The 16,875-nt window shown below is 73.6% G+C and carries 14 protein-coding genes; 10 read left to right on the top strand and 4 right to left on the bottom strand.

The features are described from left to right. The first annotated feature begins 123 nt into the window (after window positions 1-123). Entirely contained in the window at window positions 124-420 is a 297-nt protein-coding gene (gene groES, locus CLV34_RS03525) for a co-chaperone GroES (protein ID WP_100348813.1), read from the top strand. A 96-nt stretch (window positions 421-516) separates the two neighbouring features. Here the strand turns inward: groES and CLV34_RS03520 are convergent, their stop codons facing one another. Then, a complete protein-coding gene (locus CLV34_RS03520; RefSeq protein WP_100348812.1) occupies window positions 517-819 on the bottom strand; it encodes a WhiB family transcriptional regulator in 303 nt (100 codons plus the stop codon). Window positions 820-1,120: 301 nt separating this feature from the next. Between CLV34_RS03520 and CLV34_RS03515 the strand changes: the two genes are divergently transcribed. Both CLV34_RS03515 and guaB read left to right on the top strand, forming a co-directional pair. Further along, complete coding sequence (locus CLV34_RS03515; RefSeq protein ID WP_100348811.1) at window positions 1,121-2,278, top strand: MerR family transcriptional regulator; 1,158 nt, start codon at window positions 1,121-1,123, stop codon at window positions 2,276-2,278. Between the two features lie 109 nt (window positions 2,279-2,387). Next, window positions 2,388-3,857, top strand: a complete 1,470-nt coding sequence (guaB, locus tag CLV34_RS03510; RefSeq protein WP_245859003.1) for an IMP dehydrogenase — start codon at window positions 2,388-2,390, stop codon at window positions 3,855-3,857. A 37-nt stretch (window positions 3,858-3,894) separates the two neighbouring features. Here guaB and CLV34_RS03505 read toward each other — a convergent pair whose 3' ends face one another. After that, on the bottom strand, window positions 3,895-4,650 hold the full coding sequence (locus tag CLV34_RS03505) for an exonuclease domain-containing protein (protein WP_100348810.1): 756 nt from the start codon (window positions 4,648-4,650) through the stop codon (window positions 3,895-3,897). 77 nt (window positions 4,651-4,727) lie between these two features. On the opposite strand from CLV34_RS03505, the gene CLV34_RS03500 reads away from it, so the two are divergent. From CLV34_RS03500 to ptsP, 7 genes are all read left to right on the top strand, one after another. Further along, on the top strand, window positions 4,728-5,852 hold the full coding sequence (locus tag CLV34_RS03500; protein WP_100348809.1) for a GuaB3 family IMP dehydrogenase-related protein: 1,125 nt from the start codon (window positions 4,728-4,730) through the stop codon (window positions 5,850-5,852). Between the two features lie 80 nt (window positions 5,853-5,932). Further along, window positions 5,933-7,549, top strand: coding sequence for a succinic semialdehyde dehydrogenase (locus CLV34_RS03495; protein WP_100348808.1), 1,617 nt, complete (start codon window positions 5,933-5,935; stop codon window positions 7,547-7,549). A gap of 240 nt (window positions 7,550-7,789) precedes the next feature. After that, the gene (locus CLV34_RS03490) at window positions 7,790-8,551 is read left to right on the top strand and encodes a DeoR/GlpR family DNA-binding transcription regulator (RefSeq protein WP_100349203.1); all 762 of its coding nucleotides are present in this window, start codon (window positions 7,790-7,792) and stop codon (window positions 8,549-8,551) included. Then, window positions 8,548-9,525 (top strand): 1-phosphofructokinase family hexose kinase, encoded by a 978-nt coding sequence (locus tag CLV34_RS03485; RefSeq protein WP_100348807.1) that lies wholly within the window; start codon window positions 8,548-8,550, stop codon window positions 9,523-9,525. Before CLV34_RS03490 ends, CLV34_RS03485 begins: the two co-directional genes overlap by 4 nt. A 1-nt stretch (window position 9,526) precedes the next feature. Next, window positions 9,527-9,985, top strand: a complete 459-nt coding sequence (locus CLV34_RS03480) for a PTS sugar transporter subunit IIA (protein ID WP_100348806.1) — start codon at window positions 9,527-9,529, stop codon at window positions 9,983-9,985. Further along, window positions 9,982-11,547: a PTS fructose transporter subunit IIC gene (locus CLV34_RS03475; RefSeq protein ID WP_100348805.1), complete on the top strand. Its 1,566-nt coding sequence runs from the start codon at window positions 9,982-9,984 to the stop codon at window positions 11,545-11,547. Before CLV34_RS03480 ends, CLV34_RS03475 begins: the two co-directional genes overlap by 4 nt. Window positions 11,548-11,721: 174 nt before the next feature. Next, window positions 11,722-13,458, top strand: coding sequence for a phosphoenolpyruvate--protein phosphotransferase (gene ptsP, locus CLV34_RS03470; protein WP_100348804.1), 1,737 nt, complete (start codon window positions 11,722-11,724; stop codon window positions 13,456-13,458). A gap of 22 nt (window positions 13,459-13,480) precedes the next feature. Here ptsP and CLV34_RS03465 read toward each other — a convergent pair whose 3' ends face one another. Together CLV34_RS03465 and pta are read right to left on the bottom strand one after the other, a co-directional pair. After that, window positions 13,481-14,740, bottom strand: coding sequence for an acetate kinase (locus CLV34_RS03465; protein WP_100348803.1), 1,260 nt, complete (start codon window positions 14,738-14,740; stop codon window positions 13,481-13,483). Continuing rightward, on the bottom strand, window positions 14,737-16,875 hold the full coding sequence (gene pta, locus CLV34_RS03460) for a phosphate acetyltransferase (protein ID WP_100348802.1): 2,139 nt from the start codon (window positions 16,873-16,875) through the stop codon (window positions 14,737-14,739). The genes CLV34_RS03465 and pta overlap by 4 nt, the downstream gene beginning before the upstream one ends.

The following is a 16,875-nucleotide window of genomic DNA, read 5'->3' as shown; positions in this document are numbered from 1 at the left end:
GCGTGTCCCCGTCCTCGTGGCGGGGGCACGCGCGCCAGGCTGTTCCGGCACCCGCGACGACGGTCGGCCGCAGCGCGCACCCCGAACATCCGCAGCAGTTCACAGCGAAAGGGGAGGTCCGCCGTGTCGGTCCCCATCAAGCCGCTCGAGGACCGGATCGTCGTCAAGGCCATCGAGGCCGAGACCACGACCGCTTCCGGCCTCGTCATCCCGGACACCGCCAAGGAGAAGCCCCAGGAGGGCGAGGTCCTGGCCGTGGGCCCGGGCCGCATCGACGACAACGGGAACCGCGTGCCGCTGGACGTGGCCGTGGGTGACAAGGTCATCTACAGCAAGTACGGCGGCACCGAGGTCAAGTACGCGGGCGGGGAGTACCTCGTGCTCTCGGCGCGCGACGTCCTCGCCGTCGTCGTCGCCTGACGACACCCGGTACGACGAAGGTCCCGCACCCCTCGGGGTGCGGGACCTTTGTCGTCTCTGCGCCGCGTCCGGACCGCCGTGCCCGGTCCGCCGTGCTCAGACCGCGTTACTGAGGCCGCCGGCCTCCTGCGCGGTGAGGATCGCGGTGCGCTCGTCCTCGGTGAGGCCGCCCCAGACGCCGTAGGGCTCGCGGACCCGGAGGGCGTGCTCGCGGCACTGCTGGATGACGGGGCAGCTCTGGCAGACCGTCTTGGCGGCCTGGTCGCGGCGGCGGCGGTTGGAGCCGCGCTCGCCCTCGGGGTGGAAGAAGACCTCGTCCCCCGTCTGGCGGCAGGAGCCCTGGTACTGCCACTCCCAGAGGTCCATCACGGGGCCGGGGAGGCGAGAGATCTCGGTCATCGTGGTTCCTTTCGCGGTGCCGGGACGTTCTTCCGTGGCCCGGAGGGCTCGGTGGTGCTGCGGGTGGTCCGTCGATCGTCGGTGACTTCGGCTGGTTTGACCCGCGATGTCGTGAGCAACTGGTGAACAACCTAGCAACCGTTTCACAAGTTGTTCAAGTCCCCGCTGAATCGGTTCTGAATCGGTTCTGGATCGGTCCTGGCGCGATCCGGCGGTGGCGGCGGGGTCCGCGTCTCGCGACAATCAAGGGGTGGCACACCAAGGCACCGACCATGACGACGTGACGGGAGACCAGCAGGGCATGACACCCCCCGACACGGCCGACGACGATCAGCGCGCAGCGCTCCTGGGCGAGGACGGTCGCCTCCACGGCTACACGGTCGCGAGCGTCGCCCGGCGCCTCGGGGTCGCCACCCCCACGCTGCGCACCTGGGACCGCCGCTACGGCCTCGGACCCTCCTCGCACGTCGCCGGACGGCACCGTCGCTACACGGTCGAGGACGTCGACCGGCTCCTGCTGATGCGCGAGCTCACGCTCGACGGCGTGGCTCCCGGCGACGCGGCGCGCGCGGCGCTCGAGGCGCCCGCCGAGGACGTCCGTGAGCGGGCCCGGCAGTCCGGGTTCACGGAGGCGGCGCTGCGCGAGGCCGACGACACGGACGACGACCCCGACACCGACGACGCGGCCGACCGGGACGATGCCGGGACGGACGCGCCGCAGCGTCCCGTCCTGCGCGCGATCGACGGCGGTCGCGACGAGCGCCCGACCGGTGACCGCGACCGGCGTGCGGCGGCCGTGCGCGACCCGGGGACGCTCGTGACCGACGTCGTGGACGCGGCCATCGCCTACGACGAGCAGCGGTGCGACGACCTCCTGCGCATCGACGCGGAGCAGGACCCGGCGGCGTGGTGGACCGGCATCGTCGAGCCCGCCCGTCAGCGCCTCCAGTCGCGCGTCGTGCTCGCGGGCCCCGGTGAGGCGCCCGAGGTGGTGCTGAACAACGCGACCCTCCACGCCATCCGGCTCTACCTCCAGGAGCGGAGCGACATCGAGGGCCACGCCGGCAACCCGCCCGTCTCGCACCCGAGCCGCCTGCGCCGGATCGTGCTCGTGTTCTCCGCGATCGGGGAGCCTGTGCCCGTGGTCGCGCACGTGCTCGCCGCCGCGCTCGTCGCGCACGGGGTCACGGCGCGCGTCGTCATGGGCCCGGCCGGTGCGCACCGGTCCATCGAGCTCGTCACGATGGTGCGGCCGGTGGCCGTCGTGACGGTCTCGTCGCTCACGCAGCCGCCGTGGCAGCTCGTCGACGCGATCCACGACGCCTTCCCGGAGCTGTCGGTCTTCGTCGGCCTGGGGCGCGACCAGGACGACGCCCAGGTGCCGGTGGCGCGCGAGGTGCACCGCGTGCGGAGCTTCACCGGTCTCCTGCACGAGGTGCTCGCGGTCGCGGGGGAGTGACGCGCGGGAGCCGTAGACTGGGGTGGTGACGGACGCGCCCTCCCCCCTCGTTTCGGACACCACCCCCGACCTCGTCGGCGACCCCCCGGACCCGTTCCAGCGGGTCGGGCTGACGTACGACGACGTCCTGCTGCTGCCCGGCGAGACGGACGTCGTGCCGGACGAGGTCGACACGACCTCGCGCCTCACGCGTGAGATCAGCCTGTCGATCCCGCTGGTGAGCGCCGCGATGGACACCGTGACGGAGTCGCGCATGGCGATCGCCATGGCCCGCCAGGGCGGCATCGGCGTGCTGCACCGCAACCTGTCGATCGCCGACCAGGCGCACCAGGTCGACGTCGTGAAGCGCTCCGAGTCGGGCATGATCACCGACCCGGTCACCGTGAGCCCCGACGTCACGCTCGCCGAGCTCGACGCCCTGTGCGGGCAGTACCGCGTCTCCGGCCTGCCCGTCGTCGACGCTGCGGGCGTCCTCGTCGGGATCATCACCAACCGCGACCTGCGGTTCGTCCCGTCGGCCGACTACGAGACGCGGCGCGTGCGCGAGGTCATGACCCCGATGCCGCTGATCACCGCGCCCGTGGGCATCGAGCGCGACGAGGCCGCCGCGCTCCTCGCGAAGCACAAGATCGAGAAGCTGCCGCTCGTCGACGGCGCGGGGCACCTGCAGGGTCTCATCACGGTCAAGGACTTCGTGAAGTCCGAGCAGTACCCGAACGCCACGAAGGACGACGAGGGTCGCCTCCGCGTGGGCGCCGCGATCGGTTACTTCGGCGACTCGTGGGAGCGCGCCACGACGCTCGTCGAGGCCGGCGTGGACGTGCTGGTCGCGGACACCGCGCACGGTCACGTGCGCCTCCTGCTCGACATGGTCGCGCGGCTCAAGTCCGACCCGGCGACCCGCCACGTCCAGGTCATCGGCGGCAACGTCGCGACGCGGGACGGCGCGCAGGCGTTCGTCGACGCGGGCGCGGACGCGATCAAGGTCGGGGTCGGCCCGGGCTCGATCTGCACGACCCGCATCGTCACGGGTGTCGGGGCCCCGCAGATCACGGCCGTGTGGGAGGCGTCGCTGGCCGCCCGCCGCGCCGGCGTGCCGGTCATCGCGGACGGCGGCCTGCAGTACTCGGGCGAGATCGCGAAGGCGATCGTCGCGGGCGCCGAGACCGTGATGCTCGGCTCGCTGCTCGCGGGCTGCGACGAGGCGCCCGGCGACCTGATCTTCGTCAACGGCAAGCAGTTCAAGGCGTACCGCGGCATGGGGTCGCTCGGTGCGATGAGCTCGCGCGGCAAGAAGTCGTACTCGAAGGACCGCTACTTCCAGGCCGAGGTCACGAGCGACGACAAGCTGATCCCCGAGGGCATCGAGGGCCGGGTCGCCTACCGCGGTCCGCTGTCCGCCGTGGCGCACCAGCTCGTCGGCGGCCTGCGGCAGTCGATGTTCTACGTCGGCGCCCGGAACGTGCCGGAGCTCCAGCGGCGCGGACAGTTCGTGCGGATCACGCAGGCGAGCCTCAAGGAGTCGCACCCGCACGACATCCAGATGACGGTCGAGGCGCCGAACTACCAGTCGCGCTGACCCGACCGCTCCGCCCCGCGAGCGTCGCCCCGCCGGTTCAGACCGTCGGGTCGGCGCTCGCGGACGTTCCGCCGCTCGTCCGAGCGGCTTGGGCGCGCTCGGCGGCTGCCTCGGCCCGGCGCTGCGCCCAGGCCCGCCGGGTCTCGTCCTGGAGGCGCTCGAGCGCCGGCACGTCCAGTGCGGCCAGGTGCGGGAAGCGCGCCGCCATCGCCGCGAGCAGGTCGAGCGTCGCGATGACGTCGACGTCGGCCGCGTGCAGCGACGCCGCGCGCTCGCCGTCCGGGTCGAGCACGCCGTAGACCGCGCACGTCGCGCCGAGGGTGCGCGGGCCGGGCCGCTCGGGGTCGAGCGCACGGTCGAGCACGAACGGGTCGATCACCGGGCCGACGTCGTGCCCGAGGCGCTCGCGCAGCGTCCTCAGACCGTTCCGCGCGAGCTCCGCCTCGAGGATGTCGAGGTCGTACGACGCGTTGAAGGCCACCACCGGGACGCCCTCCGCGGACGCCTCGTGGAGCTGGGCGGCGACCTGCTCGAGAGCGGTCACCGGATCCTGCCCGCGCTCGCGCGCGTGCGCCGTGGTGATGCCGTGGACCGCGGTCGCCGCCTCGGGGATCTCGACGCCCGGGTCGACCAGCCAGGTGCGTACCTCGGTGACGACGCCGTCGCGGTGCACGAGCGCCGCGCTGACGACGCGGTCCGTGCGCGGGTCGACGCCCGTGGTCTCGGTGTCGACGCCGAGCAGCGGGGAGGTCGTCCAGCTCGGACCGGGTACGTGCGCGTGCGGCGTGCTCATGGGGCAAGCGTCGCAGCCGCCTCCCACACGACGGACGTGCCGGGCGACCCATCGCGTGGCACCGATACCCTGGGCACGTGAGCAACGAGATCGAGATCGGCCGCGGCAAGCGGGGCAGGCGCGCGTACTCCTTCGACGACATCGCGGTCGTGCCCTCGCGGCGCACCCGTGACCCCGAGGACGTGTCGACCGGCTGGCAGATCGACGCCTACCACTTCGACCTGCCGATCGTGGCCGCGCCGATGGACTCGGTGATGAGCCCGGAGACCGCGGTGCAGCTCGGGCGCCACGGCGGCCTCGGGGTGCTCGACCTCGAGGGCCTGTGGACGCGCTACGAGGACCCGCGCCCCCTGCTCGAGGAGATCGCGACGCTCGAGCCGGAGCGCGCGACGTCCCGCATGCAGGAGATCTACGACGCGCCGATCGTGCCGGGCCTGATCACCGAGCGCATCAAGGAGGTCCGCGCGGCCGGTGTCACCGTCGCCGGCGCGCTGTCGCCGCAGCGCACGCAGGAGTTCTACAAGACGGTCGTGGACGCGGGCGTCGACCTGTTCGTCATCCGTGGGACGACGGTCTCGGCCGAGCACGTGTCGTCCAACGCCGAGCCGCTGAACCTCAAGCGGTTCATCTACGAGCTCGACGTGCCGGTCATCGTCGGCGGCGCCTCGACCTACACCGCGGCGCTGCACCTCATGCGCACGGGTGCCGCGGGCGTCCTCGTCGGGTTCGGCGGCGGCGCGGCGCACACGACGCGGGTCTCGCTCGGCATCCACGCGCCCATGGCGAGCGCGGTCGCGGACGTCGCGGCGGCGCGTCGCGACTACCTCGACGAGTCGGGCGGCCGGTACGTGCACGTCATCGCCGACGGCGGCGTGGGCCGGTCCGGCGACCTCGTGAAGGCCGTCGCGTGCGGCGCCGACGCGGTGATGATCGGTGCCGCGCTCGCGCGGGCGTCCGAGGCGCCCGGCCAGGGCTGGCACTGGGGTCCGGAGGCGCACCACCGGCAGCTCCCGCGCGGGGAGCGCGTGCGCGTCGGTACGTCGGGCTCGCTCGAGGAGATCCTGTTCGGCCCGGGCCGCCAGGCCGACGGCACGCTCAACCTCGTGGGCGCCCTGCGCCGCGCGATGGCCACCACGGGGTACTCGGACCTCAAGGAGTTCCAGCGCGTCGAGGTCGTCGTGTCGCCCTACCAGCCGCGCTGACCTCCGGCGCCGCACGGGTCGACCGAAGGCCGCTCGGCGCTCGGCCGAACCCGTGGGCGGGGGCACGTAGGGTGTCGGGCATGGCAGACAGCACCGACGACGTCACCATCGACCTGCTGGACCCGGACCGCCCCGACTCCACCTACGCGCTCGAGCCGGAGGTGGTCGCTCCGCTGCTCGCACGGCTCGCGACCTCGCAGGCCGTGGGGTCGCACCGGACGGTCGCGCCCTTCACGGGCGCGCCGCTCGTCGCCGTACCGCTCTCCAGCGAGGACGACGTCCAGGCCGCCGTGACGCGTGCGCGCGACGCCCAGGAGGGGTGGGCCGCCCGCCCGCTCGCGGCGCGGGCCGACGTCCTGCTGCGGTTCCACGACATCGTGCTCGCCCGGCAGAGCGAGGTCCTCGACCTCGTCCAGCTCGAGAACGGCAAGGCGCGCGCGAGCGCGTTCGAAGAGGTCATGGACGTCGCGCAGACGGCCCGGCACTACGCGGTCCGCGGGGAGCGTTACCTCCGCGAGCGCCGCGTGCCCGGCATGCTGCCGCTCCTGACGAGCACGCGCGTGGTCCGGCACCCGGTCGGCGTGGTCGGCGTCATCGCGCCGTGGAACTACCCGCTGACGCTCACGGCATCCGACCTCGTGCCGTCGCTGCTCGCCGGGAACGCGGTCGTGGTCAAGCCCGACCTGCAGACCCCGCTGACGATGCTGTGGGTCGCGGAGGCGCTCGAGGAGGCCGGCCTGCCGGCCGGCGTCGTGGAGGTCGTGTACGGGGGGCCGGAGATCGGGCGGACGCTCACCGGCTCGGTCGACCACGTGCTGTTCACGGGCTCGACGTCGGTCGGCCGTCAGGTCGCGGCGCAGGCAGGGGAGCGGCTCATCGGCGCGACCCTGGAGCTGGGCGGCAAGAACCCGCTGTACGTGGCGGCGGACGCGGACGTCCGGTCCGCCGCGGTGGGCGTCGCGCGGGCGTGCTTCGCGAACACCGGGCAGCTCTGCATGTCGATCGAGCGGCTCGTCCTGCACGAGGACGTCGCCGACGCGTTCCTCGACGAGTTCGTGCCGCTGGTGCGCGAGCTGACGATCGGGGCGGGACTGGACTACCGGCACCAGGTCGGCACGCTGACCTCGGCGGCGCAGCTCGCGCGCGTGCAGGCGCACGTCGACGACGCGATCGCGCGCGGCGCGGTCGTGCTGGCGGGTGGCGTCCACCGGGCCGACCTCGGCCCGTTCTTCTACGCGCCGACGGTCCTGGACGGCGTCCCGGACGACGCGCTGTGCGCCCGCGAGGAGACCTTCGGTCCCGTCGTGTCGGTGCGGCGGGTCGCGTCGGACGACGAGGCCGTCGACGTCATGAACGACACCGAGTTCGGCCTCAACGCGAGCGTGTGGTCGACGGACCTCGTGCGGGCGCGCGGGATCGCGCGGCGCGTGCGGGCGGGAACGGTGAACGTCAACGACGGGTACACGGCGGCGTGGGGCTCGGTCGGCGCCCCGCTGGGCGGGTTCAAGGCGTCAGGGCTGGGGCGCCGGCACGGCCGCGAGGGCATCGAGGCGGTGACCGAGGTCCAGACGGTCGCGGTGCAGCGGGGTGTGGACCGCGGTGTGAGCCTGGACGTGCTGTACGAGCGTCCGGGGGAGCAGTGGACCGCGCTGATGACGCGGACGTTCCAGCTGATGCGGCGGTTGCGGCTGCCCTGATCCCGTGCCTCGAGAACGGAACCCCTTCGCCCTGACGGGCGAGGGGGTTTCGTCGTTTCCGGGGTGTTTGTCCTTCCGTTTCGATTTGAATATCTGCTCTACTGCCCACTTTCTGCGACTGAACCCTTGCGGACGGACTCAAACGGGTCTATACAAAGAGAAGCAAAGATGCACCGAGGTCGAGACGCACCGTCGACCGACCCCGATGCCCACGCCGAAGACGACGAGGGAGCCGCCGCCGTGTATGCGCCGGAGAGACACCAGGAGATCCTCGACCGCGCCCGCGCCGACGGACGCGTCGAGGTCGCAGGGCTCGCCACCGACCTCCAGGTCACCCCCGAGACCGTGCGCCGAGACCTCTCGGTCCTCGAGCGTCAGGGTCTCGTGCGCCGCGTCCACGGTGGCGCGATCCCCGTCGAGCGGCTCGGCCTCGAGCCCGGGGTGGCCGTCCGCGAGGGCCTGCTGTCGGCCGAGAAGGCGCGCATCGCCAAGCTCGCCCTCGAGGAGGTCCCCGAGGACGGCTCGATCCTCCTCGACGCGGGCACGACCACCGTCCGGCTCGCCGAGATGCTCCCCGCCGACCGGCCGCTGTCGGTCGTCACGCACTCGCTCCCTGTCGCGTCCCTGCTCGCCGCACGGCCCGCCACCACCGTCCACCTCGTCGGCGGCACCGTCCGCGGACGCACCCTCGCGGCCGTCGGCCCGTGGGCGCTGCGCGAGCTGCACGACGTGCAGGTCGACGTCGCGTTCGTCGGGACCAACGGGCTCAGCGTCGAGCGCGGCCTGACCACGCCCGACCTCGCCGAGGCCGCCGTCAAGCGCGCGCTGGTGCACGCCGGCCGCAAGGTCGTCGTCCTCGCCGACCACACCAAGGTCGGGCGCGACGACTTCGCTCGCGTCGTCGGCCTCGACGAGGTCGACGTCGTCATCACGGACTCGGGCGTCGACCCCGAGCTCGCCGACCGACTCGGCGAGGCCGGCCCGCTGGTGGTGCGCGCATGATCGTCACCGTCACCCCCAACCCGAGCGTCGACCGCACCTACGAGCTCGCGGACCTCGCGCGCGGCGAGGTCAACCGCGCGACCGGGACCCGCGTCGACGCGGGCGGCAAGGGCATCAACGTGAGCCGCGCGCTCGTCGCCGGTGGCATCGCCTCGACCGCGGTCTTCCCTGCCGGGGGCGCCGACGGCGGCCGGATCGTCACGGCGCTGTCGGAGCTGGGCGTCCCCGCGCAGGCGGTGCCCGTCCTCGGGGAGACCCGGAGCAACATCACCCTCGCCGAGGTGGACGGGACCACCACCAAGATCAACGCGGTCGGCCCGACCCTCGACACCCGGGACGCCGAGCACCTGCTCGGCGCCGTCGCCGCGACGCTCGACGCGAGCCGCGCGTCGTCCGCGGTCCCGCACGTCGTCGTCGGGGCGGGCAGCCTGCCCGCCGGCCTCGCGGACGACTTCTACCAGCGGCTCGCCGACGTCGCACGACGGCACGGCGCCGAGATGGTCGTCGACACCTCGGGCGAGCCGTTCGCCCGGGTCGCCGCGTCCGGCTGCGCCGCCGTCCTCAAGCCGAACGACGACGAGCTCGCCGAGCTCGTCGGGGCCGAGCTGCGCACGGTCGGCGACGTCGTCGACGCCGCCCGCGGACTCGTCCGGGCCGGCACCCACGAGGTGCTCGTCTCGCTCGGCGCCCACGGCGCGCTGCTCGTCACCGCGGACGCCGTGCACTGGGCCGGCGGCCCTGCCCTCGTCCCGCTGTCGACCGTCGGCGCGGGCGACACGACGCTCGCCGGGTACCTCTCCGGCGGGCGGCCCGCCGGGCGGCGCGGCGCCGACGACGTCGCGACGGCCGTCGCGTGGGGGCGCGCCGCCGTGCGCCTGCCCGGCTCGGCCGTCCCCGCACCCCACCAGATCTCGCTCGACGACGTCCGTGTCGTCGAGGAGCCCGACCGGACCCTCGCACTGAAGGAGCTGTGACATGTCCGACCCGCTGATCACCCCCGACCTCGTGGCGCTCGACCTGGCCACGACCGACCGCGAGACCGCCACGCGAGCGCTCGTGGACCTGCTCGCCGCCGCCGGGCGCGTGACCGACGCCGAGGGCTTCCTCGCGGACGTCAAGGCGCGCGAGGCCCAGATGGCGACCGGCATGCCCGGCCAGGTGGGCCTGCCGCACGCCCGGTCCGAGCACGTGACCGTCCCGAGCCTGGCCGTCGGCCGGATCGCGGGCGACGGTGCCGACTGGGGCGGTCCCGACGGGCCCGCCACCCTCGTGTTCCTCATCGCAGCCCCGGCCGGCGGCGACGCCGACCACCTGAAGATCCTCGCGGCGCTCGCGCGTCGCATCATCCGCCCGGCGTTCCGCGAATCGCTCCGCGAGGCGCCGGACGCCGCGTCCGTCGCCGACATCGTCACCCGAGAGGTGGTCGTCTCATGAAGTTCGTCGCTGTCACCTCGTGCCCCACGGGCATCGCCCACACGTACATGGCCGCGGAGGCCCTCGAGCAGGCCGGCGCCGACGCCGGGCACGAGGTCACCGTCGAGACACAGGGGTCGATCGGTACCGACCCGCTCGACCCGCAGCTCATCGCCGACGCCGACGGCGTGATCTTCGCCGCCGACCTCGAGGTCAAGGACAAGGCCCGGTTCGCGGGCAAGCCGTTCGTCGACGTCGGAGTGAAGGCCGCGGTGCACGACGCGCCGACGGTCATCGCACAGGCGGTCGCCGCCGTCGAGGCGGGTCCGGTGGCGGGCGGCGCAGGTACCGTGGCCGGACCGGGCCAGCCGCTCACGACCGGCCCCGCGACGCCCGCGCCGCGCCAGGTGGGTGTCGGGGCGCGCATCCGCCAGTACCTCATGACGGGCGTGTCGCACATGCTGCCGTTCGTCTCCGCGGGCGGCATCCTCATCGCCATCGGCTTCCTCATCTCGACCGTGGCGTGGAAGACCAACGGCGCCATCGAGGTCACCAAGGTCGTCGACGGCAACGACCCGACCGCGTTCCTCGACTGGATCACGCACAGCTTCTCGTGGGTGTCCGGCCAGGACTGGGCGGTGCTGCTGTTCTGGATCGGCAAGTGGGCGTTCGCGTTCCTCGTCCCGGCACTGTCCGGGTACATCGCGTACGGCATCGCGGACCGCCCCGGCATCGCCCCCGGCTTCGTGGGCGGTTTCGCGGCCGTCCTCGTGGGCGCCGGGTTCCTCGGCGGCATCCTCACCGGCTTCCTCGCGGGCTTCACGGCACTGTGGATCTCGCGGTGGAAGGTCCCGAAGGGGGTCCGAGGCATCATGCCGGTGGTCGTGATCCCGCTGTTGTCGGTGGGCGTCGTGGGCGTCGTGACGACGTTGATCATCGGCCCGCCGATGCGGTGGATCAACGACGGGCTCACGGACTGGCTGAACTCGCTGAACGGTGGCAGCGCGATCCTCCTGGGCGCCGTCCTGGGTCTGATGATGTGCTTCGACCTCGGCGGCCCGGTCAACAAGGTCGCGTACGTGTTCGCGACGACGGGCCTGGTCAACGCGACGTCCAACGCCGACGGACCGGCGAAGATCATGACGGCCGTGATGGTCGCCGGGATGGTCCCGCCGCTCGCGATCGCGCTGTCGACCGTCATGCGCCGCCACCTGTGGACGCCGCAGGAGCGCGACGCCGGCAAGTCGTGCTGGCTGCTCGGTGCGTCGTTCATCTCGGAGGGCGCCATCCCGTTCGCCGCCGCCGACCCGCTGCGCATGATCCCGTCGTTCATGGCGGGCGGCGCGGTCGCCGGCGCACTGTCGATGGCGTTCGGGTCGGGCCAGCTCGCCCCGCACGGCGGCATCTGGGTCATCGCGCTCATCGGCAAGCCGCTGCTGTTCCTCGTGGCGCTCGCCGCCGGGACGGTCGTGTCGGCGGTCGTCCTGACCGCGCTCAAGACGGTGCGGGAGCGCCGGTTCGAGACGCAGGACGACACGCCGGTCGACGCCCCGGCGGCACCGGCCGCGACGGCTGCAGCCTGACGGACGGACGGGGTCCCCGGTGCGGCGCCTGACGCCGGACCGGGGACCCCGAGGGCCGTCCGGCCGGGGTGCCGACGTCCCCGTGGACGACTAGAGTCGGACCAGGCACGCCTGGTCTAGACCACCAGCGGTTGACCTTCGACGACACACCTTCGACGACGAGGACGCAGAACCATGACCCAGGACGCAGCCGTCAGCCCGAGCACCCCGGAGCCCACCCGCGACGGCACGCGTGTGCTGCACGGGGTCGGCGTCGGGCGGGCCGGGGTCGTCGGCCCCGTGGCCACCGTCGCAGCTCCCCCCGCCGCGCCGTCCGACGAGCCCGGGACCGCACCCGAGGACGTCGACGCCGTCCAGGCGCGCGTCACCGAGGCGTTCGGCGCCGTCGCCGAGGGCCTGCGCGCGCAGTCCGCCGCGGCGTCCGGCCCGGCCGTCGAGGTGCTCGCCGCCACCGCCCAGATGGCCGACGACAAGGCGCTGCGCAAGCAGACCCTCGCCAAGATCGCCGCCGGCGAAGGCCCGGTGACCGCGCTCGACGCCGTCGTCGACCAGTTCGCCACGATGTTCGAGCAGGCGGGCGGCTACCTCGCCGAGCGTGTCACCGACCTGCGCAGCGTCCGTCACCGCGTCGTCGCGCGGGTCCTCGGGGTGCCCGAGCCGGGCGTGCCAGCGCTCACCGTGCCGTCGGTCGTCGTCGCCGGAGACCTCGCGCCCGCCGACACCGCCGCGCTCGACATCGCGCACGTCCTCGCGATCGTCACCGAGCTCGGTGGCCCCACCTCCCACACCGCGATCATCGCCGGCCAGCTCGGCATCCCGTGCGTCGTGCGGACCGCGGGGGCGGTCGACCTCACGGACGGCACGGTCGTCGCCGTCGACGCCGCCGCCGGGACCGTCGAGATCGACCCCGCGCCCGAGGTCGCCGCCGCGTTCGCGCTCCGCGCCGAGGGCGCCGCCCGGCTCGCCGAGGACACCAGCCCCGGCGCGACCGCCGACGGCCACCCCGTCCAGCTCCTCGCCAACATCGGCACGCCCGAGGACGCCGAGCGGGCCGCCGCACAGGCCGTCGAGGGCTCCGGGCTGTTCCGTACCGAGGTGCTGTTCCTCGAGGCGCAGACCGCCCCGACGCGCGAGGACCAGGCCGCGGTGTACGCGCGCACGCTGCGCGCGTTCGAGGGCCGCAAGGTCGTCGTCCGCACGCTCGACGCCGGCGCCGACAAGCCCCTGAAGTTCGCCACGCAGCCCGACGAGGAGAACCCGGCGCTGGGCGTGCGCGGCTACCGGCTCGTGCGCACCGTGCCCGACGTCGTCACCACGCAGCTCGAGGCGCTCGGCGACGCCCAGCGGGAGACCGGCATCGCGCCGTGGGTCATGGCGCCCATGATCGCGACGCCGTCCGAGGCGCGCGACTTCGCCGCCGCCGCCCGGGCGCAGGGCGTCGAGAAGGTCGGGGTCATGGTCGAGGTGCCGTCCGCGGCCCTGCGCGCCCCCGCGATCCTCGCCGAGGTCGACTTCGTGTCCATCGGCTCGAACGACCTCGCGCAGTACACGATGGCGACCGACCGGCTGCGCGGCGAGCTCGCCGACCTCATCTCGATGTGGCAGCCCGCGGTGCTCGATCTCGTCGCCGCCACGGCCCGGGCCGGCCAGGACGTCGGCAAGCCCGTCGGGGTGTGCGGCGAGTCGGCGTCCGACCCCGTCATGGCGGTCGTGCTCACCGGGCTCGGCATCACGAGCCTGTCGATGGCGGCGTCCGCCGTGCCCGCCGTCCGGTTCGCCGTGAAGTCCCACACGCTCGAGCAGGCCCAGGCCGTCGCGGCTGCCGCCCTCGCGTGCGACGAGGCGCCGGACGCCCGCGCCGCGGCCGTCGCCGCGCTCGTCCCCGGCGTCGCGGACACCCTCGGGCTGTGACCTCGCCCGGCCCGGCCGTCGTTCAGGCGGTCGGGTCGAGCCCGTCCACGACCTCGATGCACTGCCGCGCGATGGCCAGCTCCTCCATCGTCGGCACGACCATGACCAGCGTCTGCGCCCATGCGGGCGACACGATCCGGGGCTCGGACACGCGGCCGGCGTTGCGCTCCGGGTCGATCGCGATCCCGAGGCCCGTCATGCCCTCGCACACGAGAGCACGGACCACGTCGTCGTTCTCGCCCACGCCCGCCGTGAAGGCGATGACGTCGACCCGGCCGAGCACCGCCGCGTACGAGCCGACGTACTTCTTGAGCCGGTGGATGTAGACGTCGAGCGCGAGCTGGGCGTCCTCGTCGCCGCGCGCGATCATCGCGTGCAGCTCGCGGAAGTCGTTCTCGCCCGACAGCCCCTTGATGCCTGAGCGCTTGTTGAACAGGTCGTCGACGTCGTCGACGCTCATGCCCGCGTTGCGCACGAGGTGGAACACGACGGCGGGGTCGATGTCGCCCGTCCGGGTGCCCATGACGAGACCCTCGAGCGGCGTGAGGCCCATCGACGTCTCGACCGGCGTCCCGCCCTCGATCGCGGACGCCGACGCGCCGTTGCCCAGGTGCAGCACGATCGTGTTGAGGTCCTGCACGCGCCGGCCCAGGACGCGTGCCGCCTTGCCCGACACGTACTGGTGGCTCGTCCCGTGGAATCCGTAGCGGCGCACGCCGTGCGCGCGCGCCACCTCGCGGTCGAGCGCGTACGTGTGCGCGTGCGCGGGCAGCGACTGGAAGAACGCCGTGTCGAACACCGCGACGTGCGGGACGTCGCCCATGAGCCGGCGCGCGACCTCGATGCCTGTGGCGTTCGCCGGGTTGTGCAGCGGCGCGAGGGGGGACAGGTCGCGGATCTTCGCGAGCACGTCGTCGTCCACGAGGACCGGGTCGGAGAACAGCTCGCCGCCGTGCACCACGCGGTGGCCCACCGCGTGCACCCCCGCGTGCGCGAGGTCGGGCCCGAGCTCGCCGAACAGGCCGAGCGCGAGCTCGAGCGCGGCGGCGTGGTCCGCGACCTGCTCCTCGCGCTGCGTCGTGTTGCCCGCGAACGTGTGCTTGACCGGGCTCGACGACTCGCCGATCCGCTCGACGATCCCCGACGCGATCGCCTCGCCGCCCACCGGGTTCACGAGCTGGTACTTCAGGGAGCTCGACCCCGAGTTCAGGACGAGGACCGAGCCGTGCGCCCCGTACGCCGAGTACGGGTTCGGGCGGTCGGACTCGGGCAGGATGCTCATGCGTTCCCTCCGGGGGCTGACTGCGACTGCGACTGCGCCTGGATCGCCGTGATCGCGACGGTGTTGACGATGTCCTGGACGAGCGCGCCGCGCGACAGGTCGTTGACGGGCTTCGCGAGGCCCTGCAGGACCGGCCCGATCGCGACGGCGCCCGCGGACCGCTGCACGGCCTTGTACGTGTTGTTGCCGGTGTTGAGGTCCGGGAAGACGAACACGGTCGCCTTGCCCGCGACGTCCGAGCCCGGCATCTTCGACGCCGCGACCGACGCGTCCACGGCCGCGTCGTACTGGATCGGGCCGGCCACCGAGAGGTCGGGACGGCGCTCGCGCACGAGCGCGGTCGCCGCGCGGACCTTGTCGACGTCGGCGCCCGAGCCCGACTCGCCCGTCGAGTACGACAGCATCGCGATCCGCGGGTCCACGCCGAACTGCCGGGCCGTCGCCGCGGACGAGATCGCGATGTCGGCGAGCTGCTCGGACGTCGGGTCCGGGATGACCGCGCAGTCCCCGTAGACCAGCACGCGGTCCTGCAGGCACATGAGGAACACGGACGACACGACCGACACCCCGGGCGCGGTCTTCACGATCTCGAACGACGGCTTGATGGTGTGCGCGGTCGTGTGGGCGGCGCCGGAGACCATCCCGTCCGCGAGCCCGAGGTGGACCATCATCGTGCCGAAGTACGACGCCCCCGTGACGATCTCGCGGGCCCGGTCCACCGTCATGCCCTTGTGTGCGCGGATCGTCGTGTACTCCTCGGCGAACCGGTCGACCAGCTCGGGGTCGTGCGTGCTCAGCACGTGCGCGTCGTCCAGCCGCAGGCCCAGCTCGGCCGCGCGGGCTCGGATCGGCACCTCGTCGCCCAGGATCGTCAGCTCGGCGACGCCGCGCTGCAGCAGCGTCGATGCGGCGCGCAGGATGCGGTCGTCGCCGCCTTCCGGCAGCACGACGTGCCGCCGGTCCGCGCGGGCCCGGGACAGCAGGTCGTACTCGAACATCAGGGGCGTCACCACGTCCGAGCGCCGCACGTCCAGGCTGGCCTCGAAGGTCCCGGTGCCCGCGGCGCGCTCGAACAGGGCCAGGGCCGTGTCGACCTTCGTCGACGAGTCGAGCGTGATCCGCCCCCGGGTCCGCGACGCGCGACGTGCCGCCTCGAACGTGTCGAGCCCGGTCGTGATCACCGGGAGCTTGGGGGACAGGGCGTCGATGAGCGACGCCACCGGTTCCGGCGGGTACTGGCCGCCCGTGAGGATCAGCCCGGCCAGCGACGGGAAGCCCACGGCCGCGTGCGCGGCGAGCAGGCCCACGACGACGTCCGAGCGGTCGCCCGGCGTGATGACGACCGCGCCGTCCGACAGGTGGTCAAGGACGTGCTCGAACGTCATCGCGCCCACCAGCACGGTGAGCGCCTCGCGCGCGAGGAGGTCGTCCTCGCCGACGGCCAGGGTGCCCTGCACCGCGGCCGTCAGCGCCTGCACCGTCGGCGCCGACAGGGACGCGTCCTCGGCGATCGCCCACGCCGGCAGCGGGTCGGACGCCGGCGCGGGGACGATCCCCGCGACGGCGTCGCGCAGCGCGTCGACGTCGTCGGGCGCGCACCGGTTCACCACGATCCCGAACGGGCGAGCGTGGTTGGCGCGCAGCTCCGCGAGGCAGACCTCCGCGAGCGAACGGACCTCGGCGGGCTCGCGGTCCAGCCCGCGGAGCACCAGCATCACCGGGGTGCCGAGGTTGGCTGCGATCCGTGCGTTGAACGCCAGCTCCGTCGGCCCCGCGACGTCCGTGTAGTCGCTGCCCAGCACGACCACGGCGTCGCACTGCGCCGCGACCTCGTGGTACCGCTGGACGATGCGAGCCAGCGCCGCCTCGGGGTCGCGGTGCACCTCGTCGTACGTGACGCCGAGGCACTGCTCGTACTCCAGCCCCGCGGTCGTGCGGGACAGCAGCACGTCCAGCACGTAGTCGCCCCGGCCCGTCGCCGGGTCGGCGTCCGCGGAGCGCGCGATCGGTCGGAACACCCCGACCCGCTGCGTGCGGACCGACAGGACCGACAGCACGCCCAGCGCGACCGTCGACTTGCCCGTGTCGCCCTCGGCCGACGCGACGAAGACGCTGCGGGCCGCGGTCGGGCTCAT

It is taken from the genome of Luteimicrobium subarcticum, from assembly GCF_002798015.1.
GTDB lineage: Bacteria > Actinomycetota > Actinomycetes > Actinomycetales > Cellulomonadaceae > Luteimicrobium > Luteimicrobium subarcticum.
Note: the sequence above shows the minus strand (reverse complement) of the source record. Positions and strands in the feature narration are given on the sequence as shown.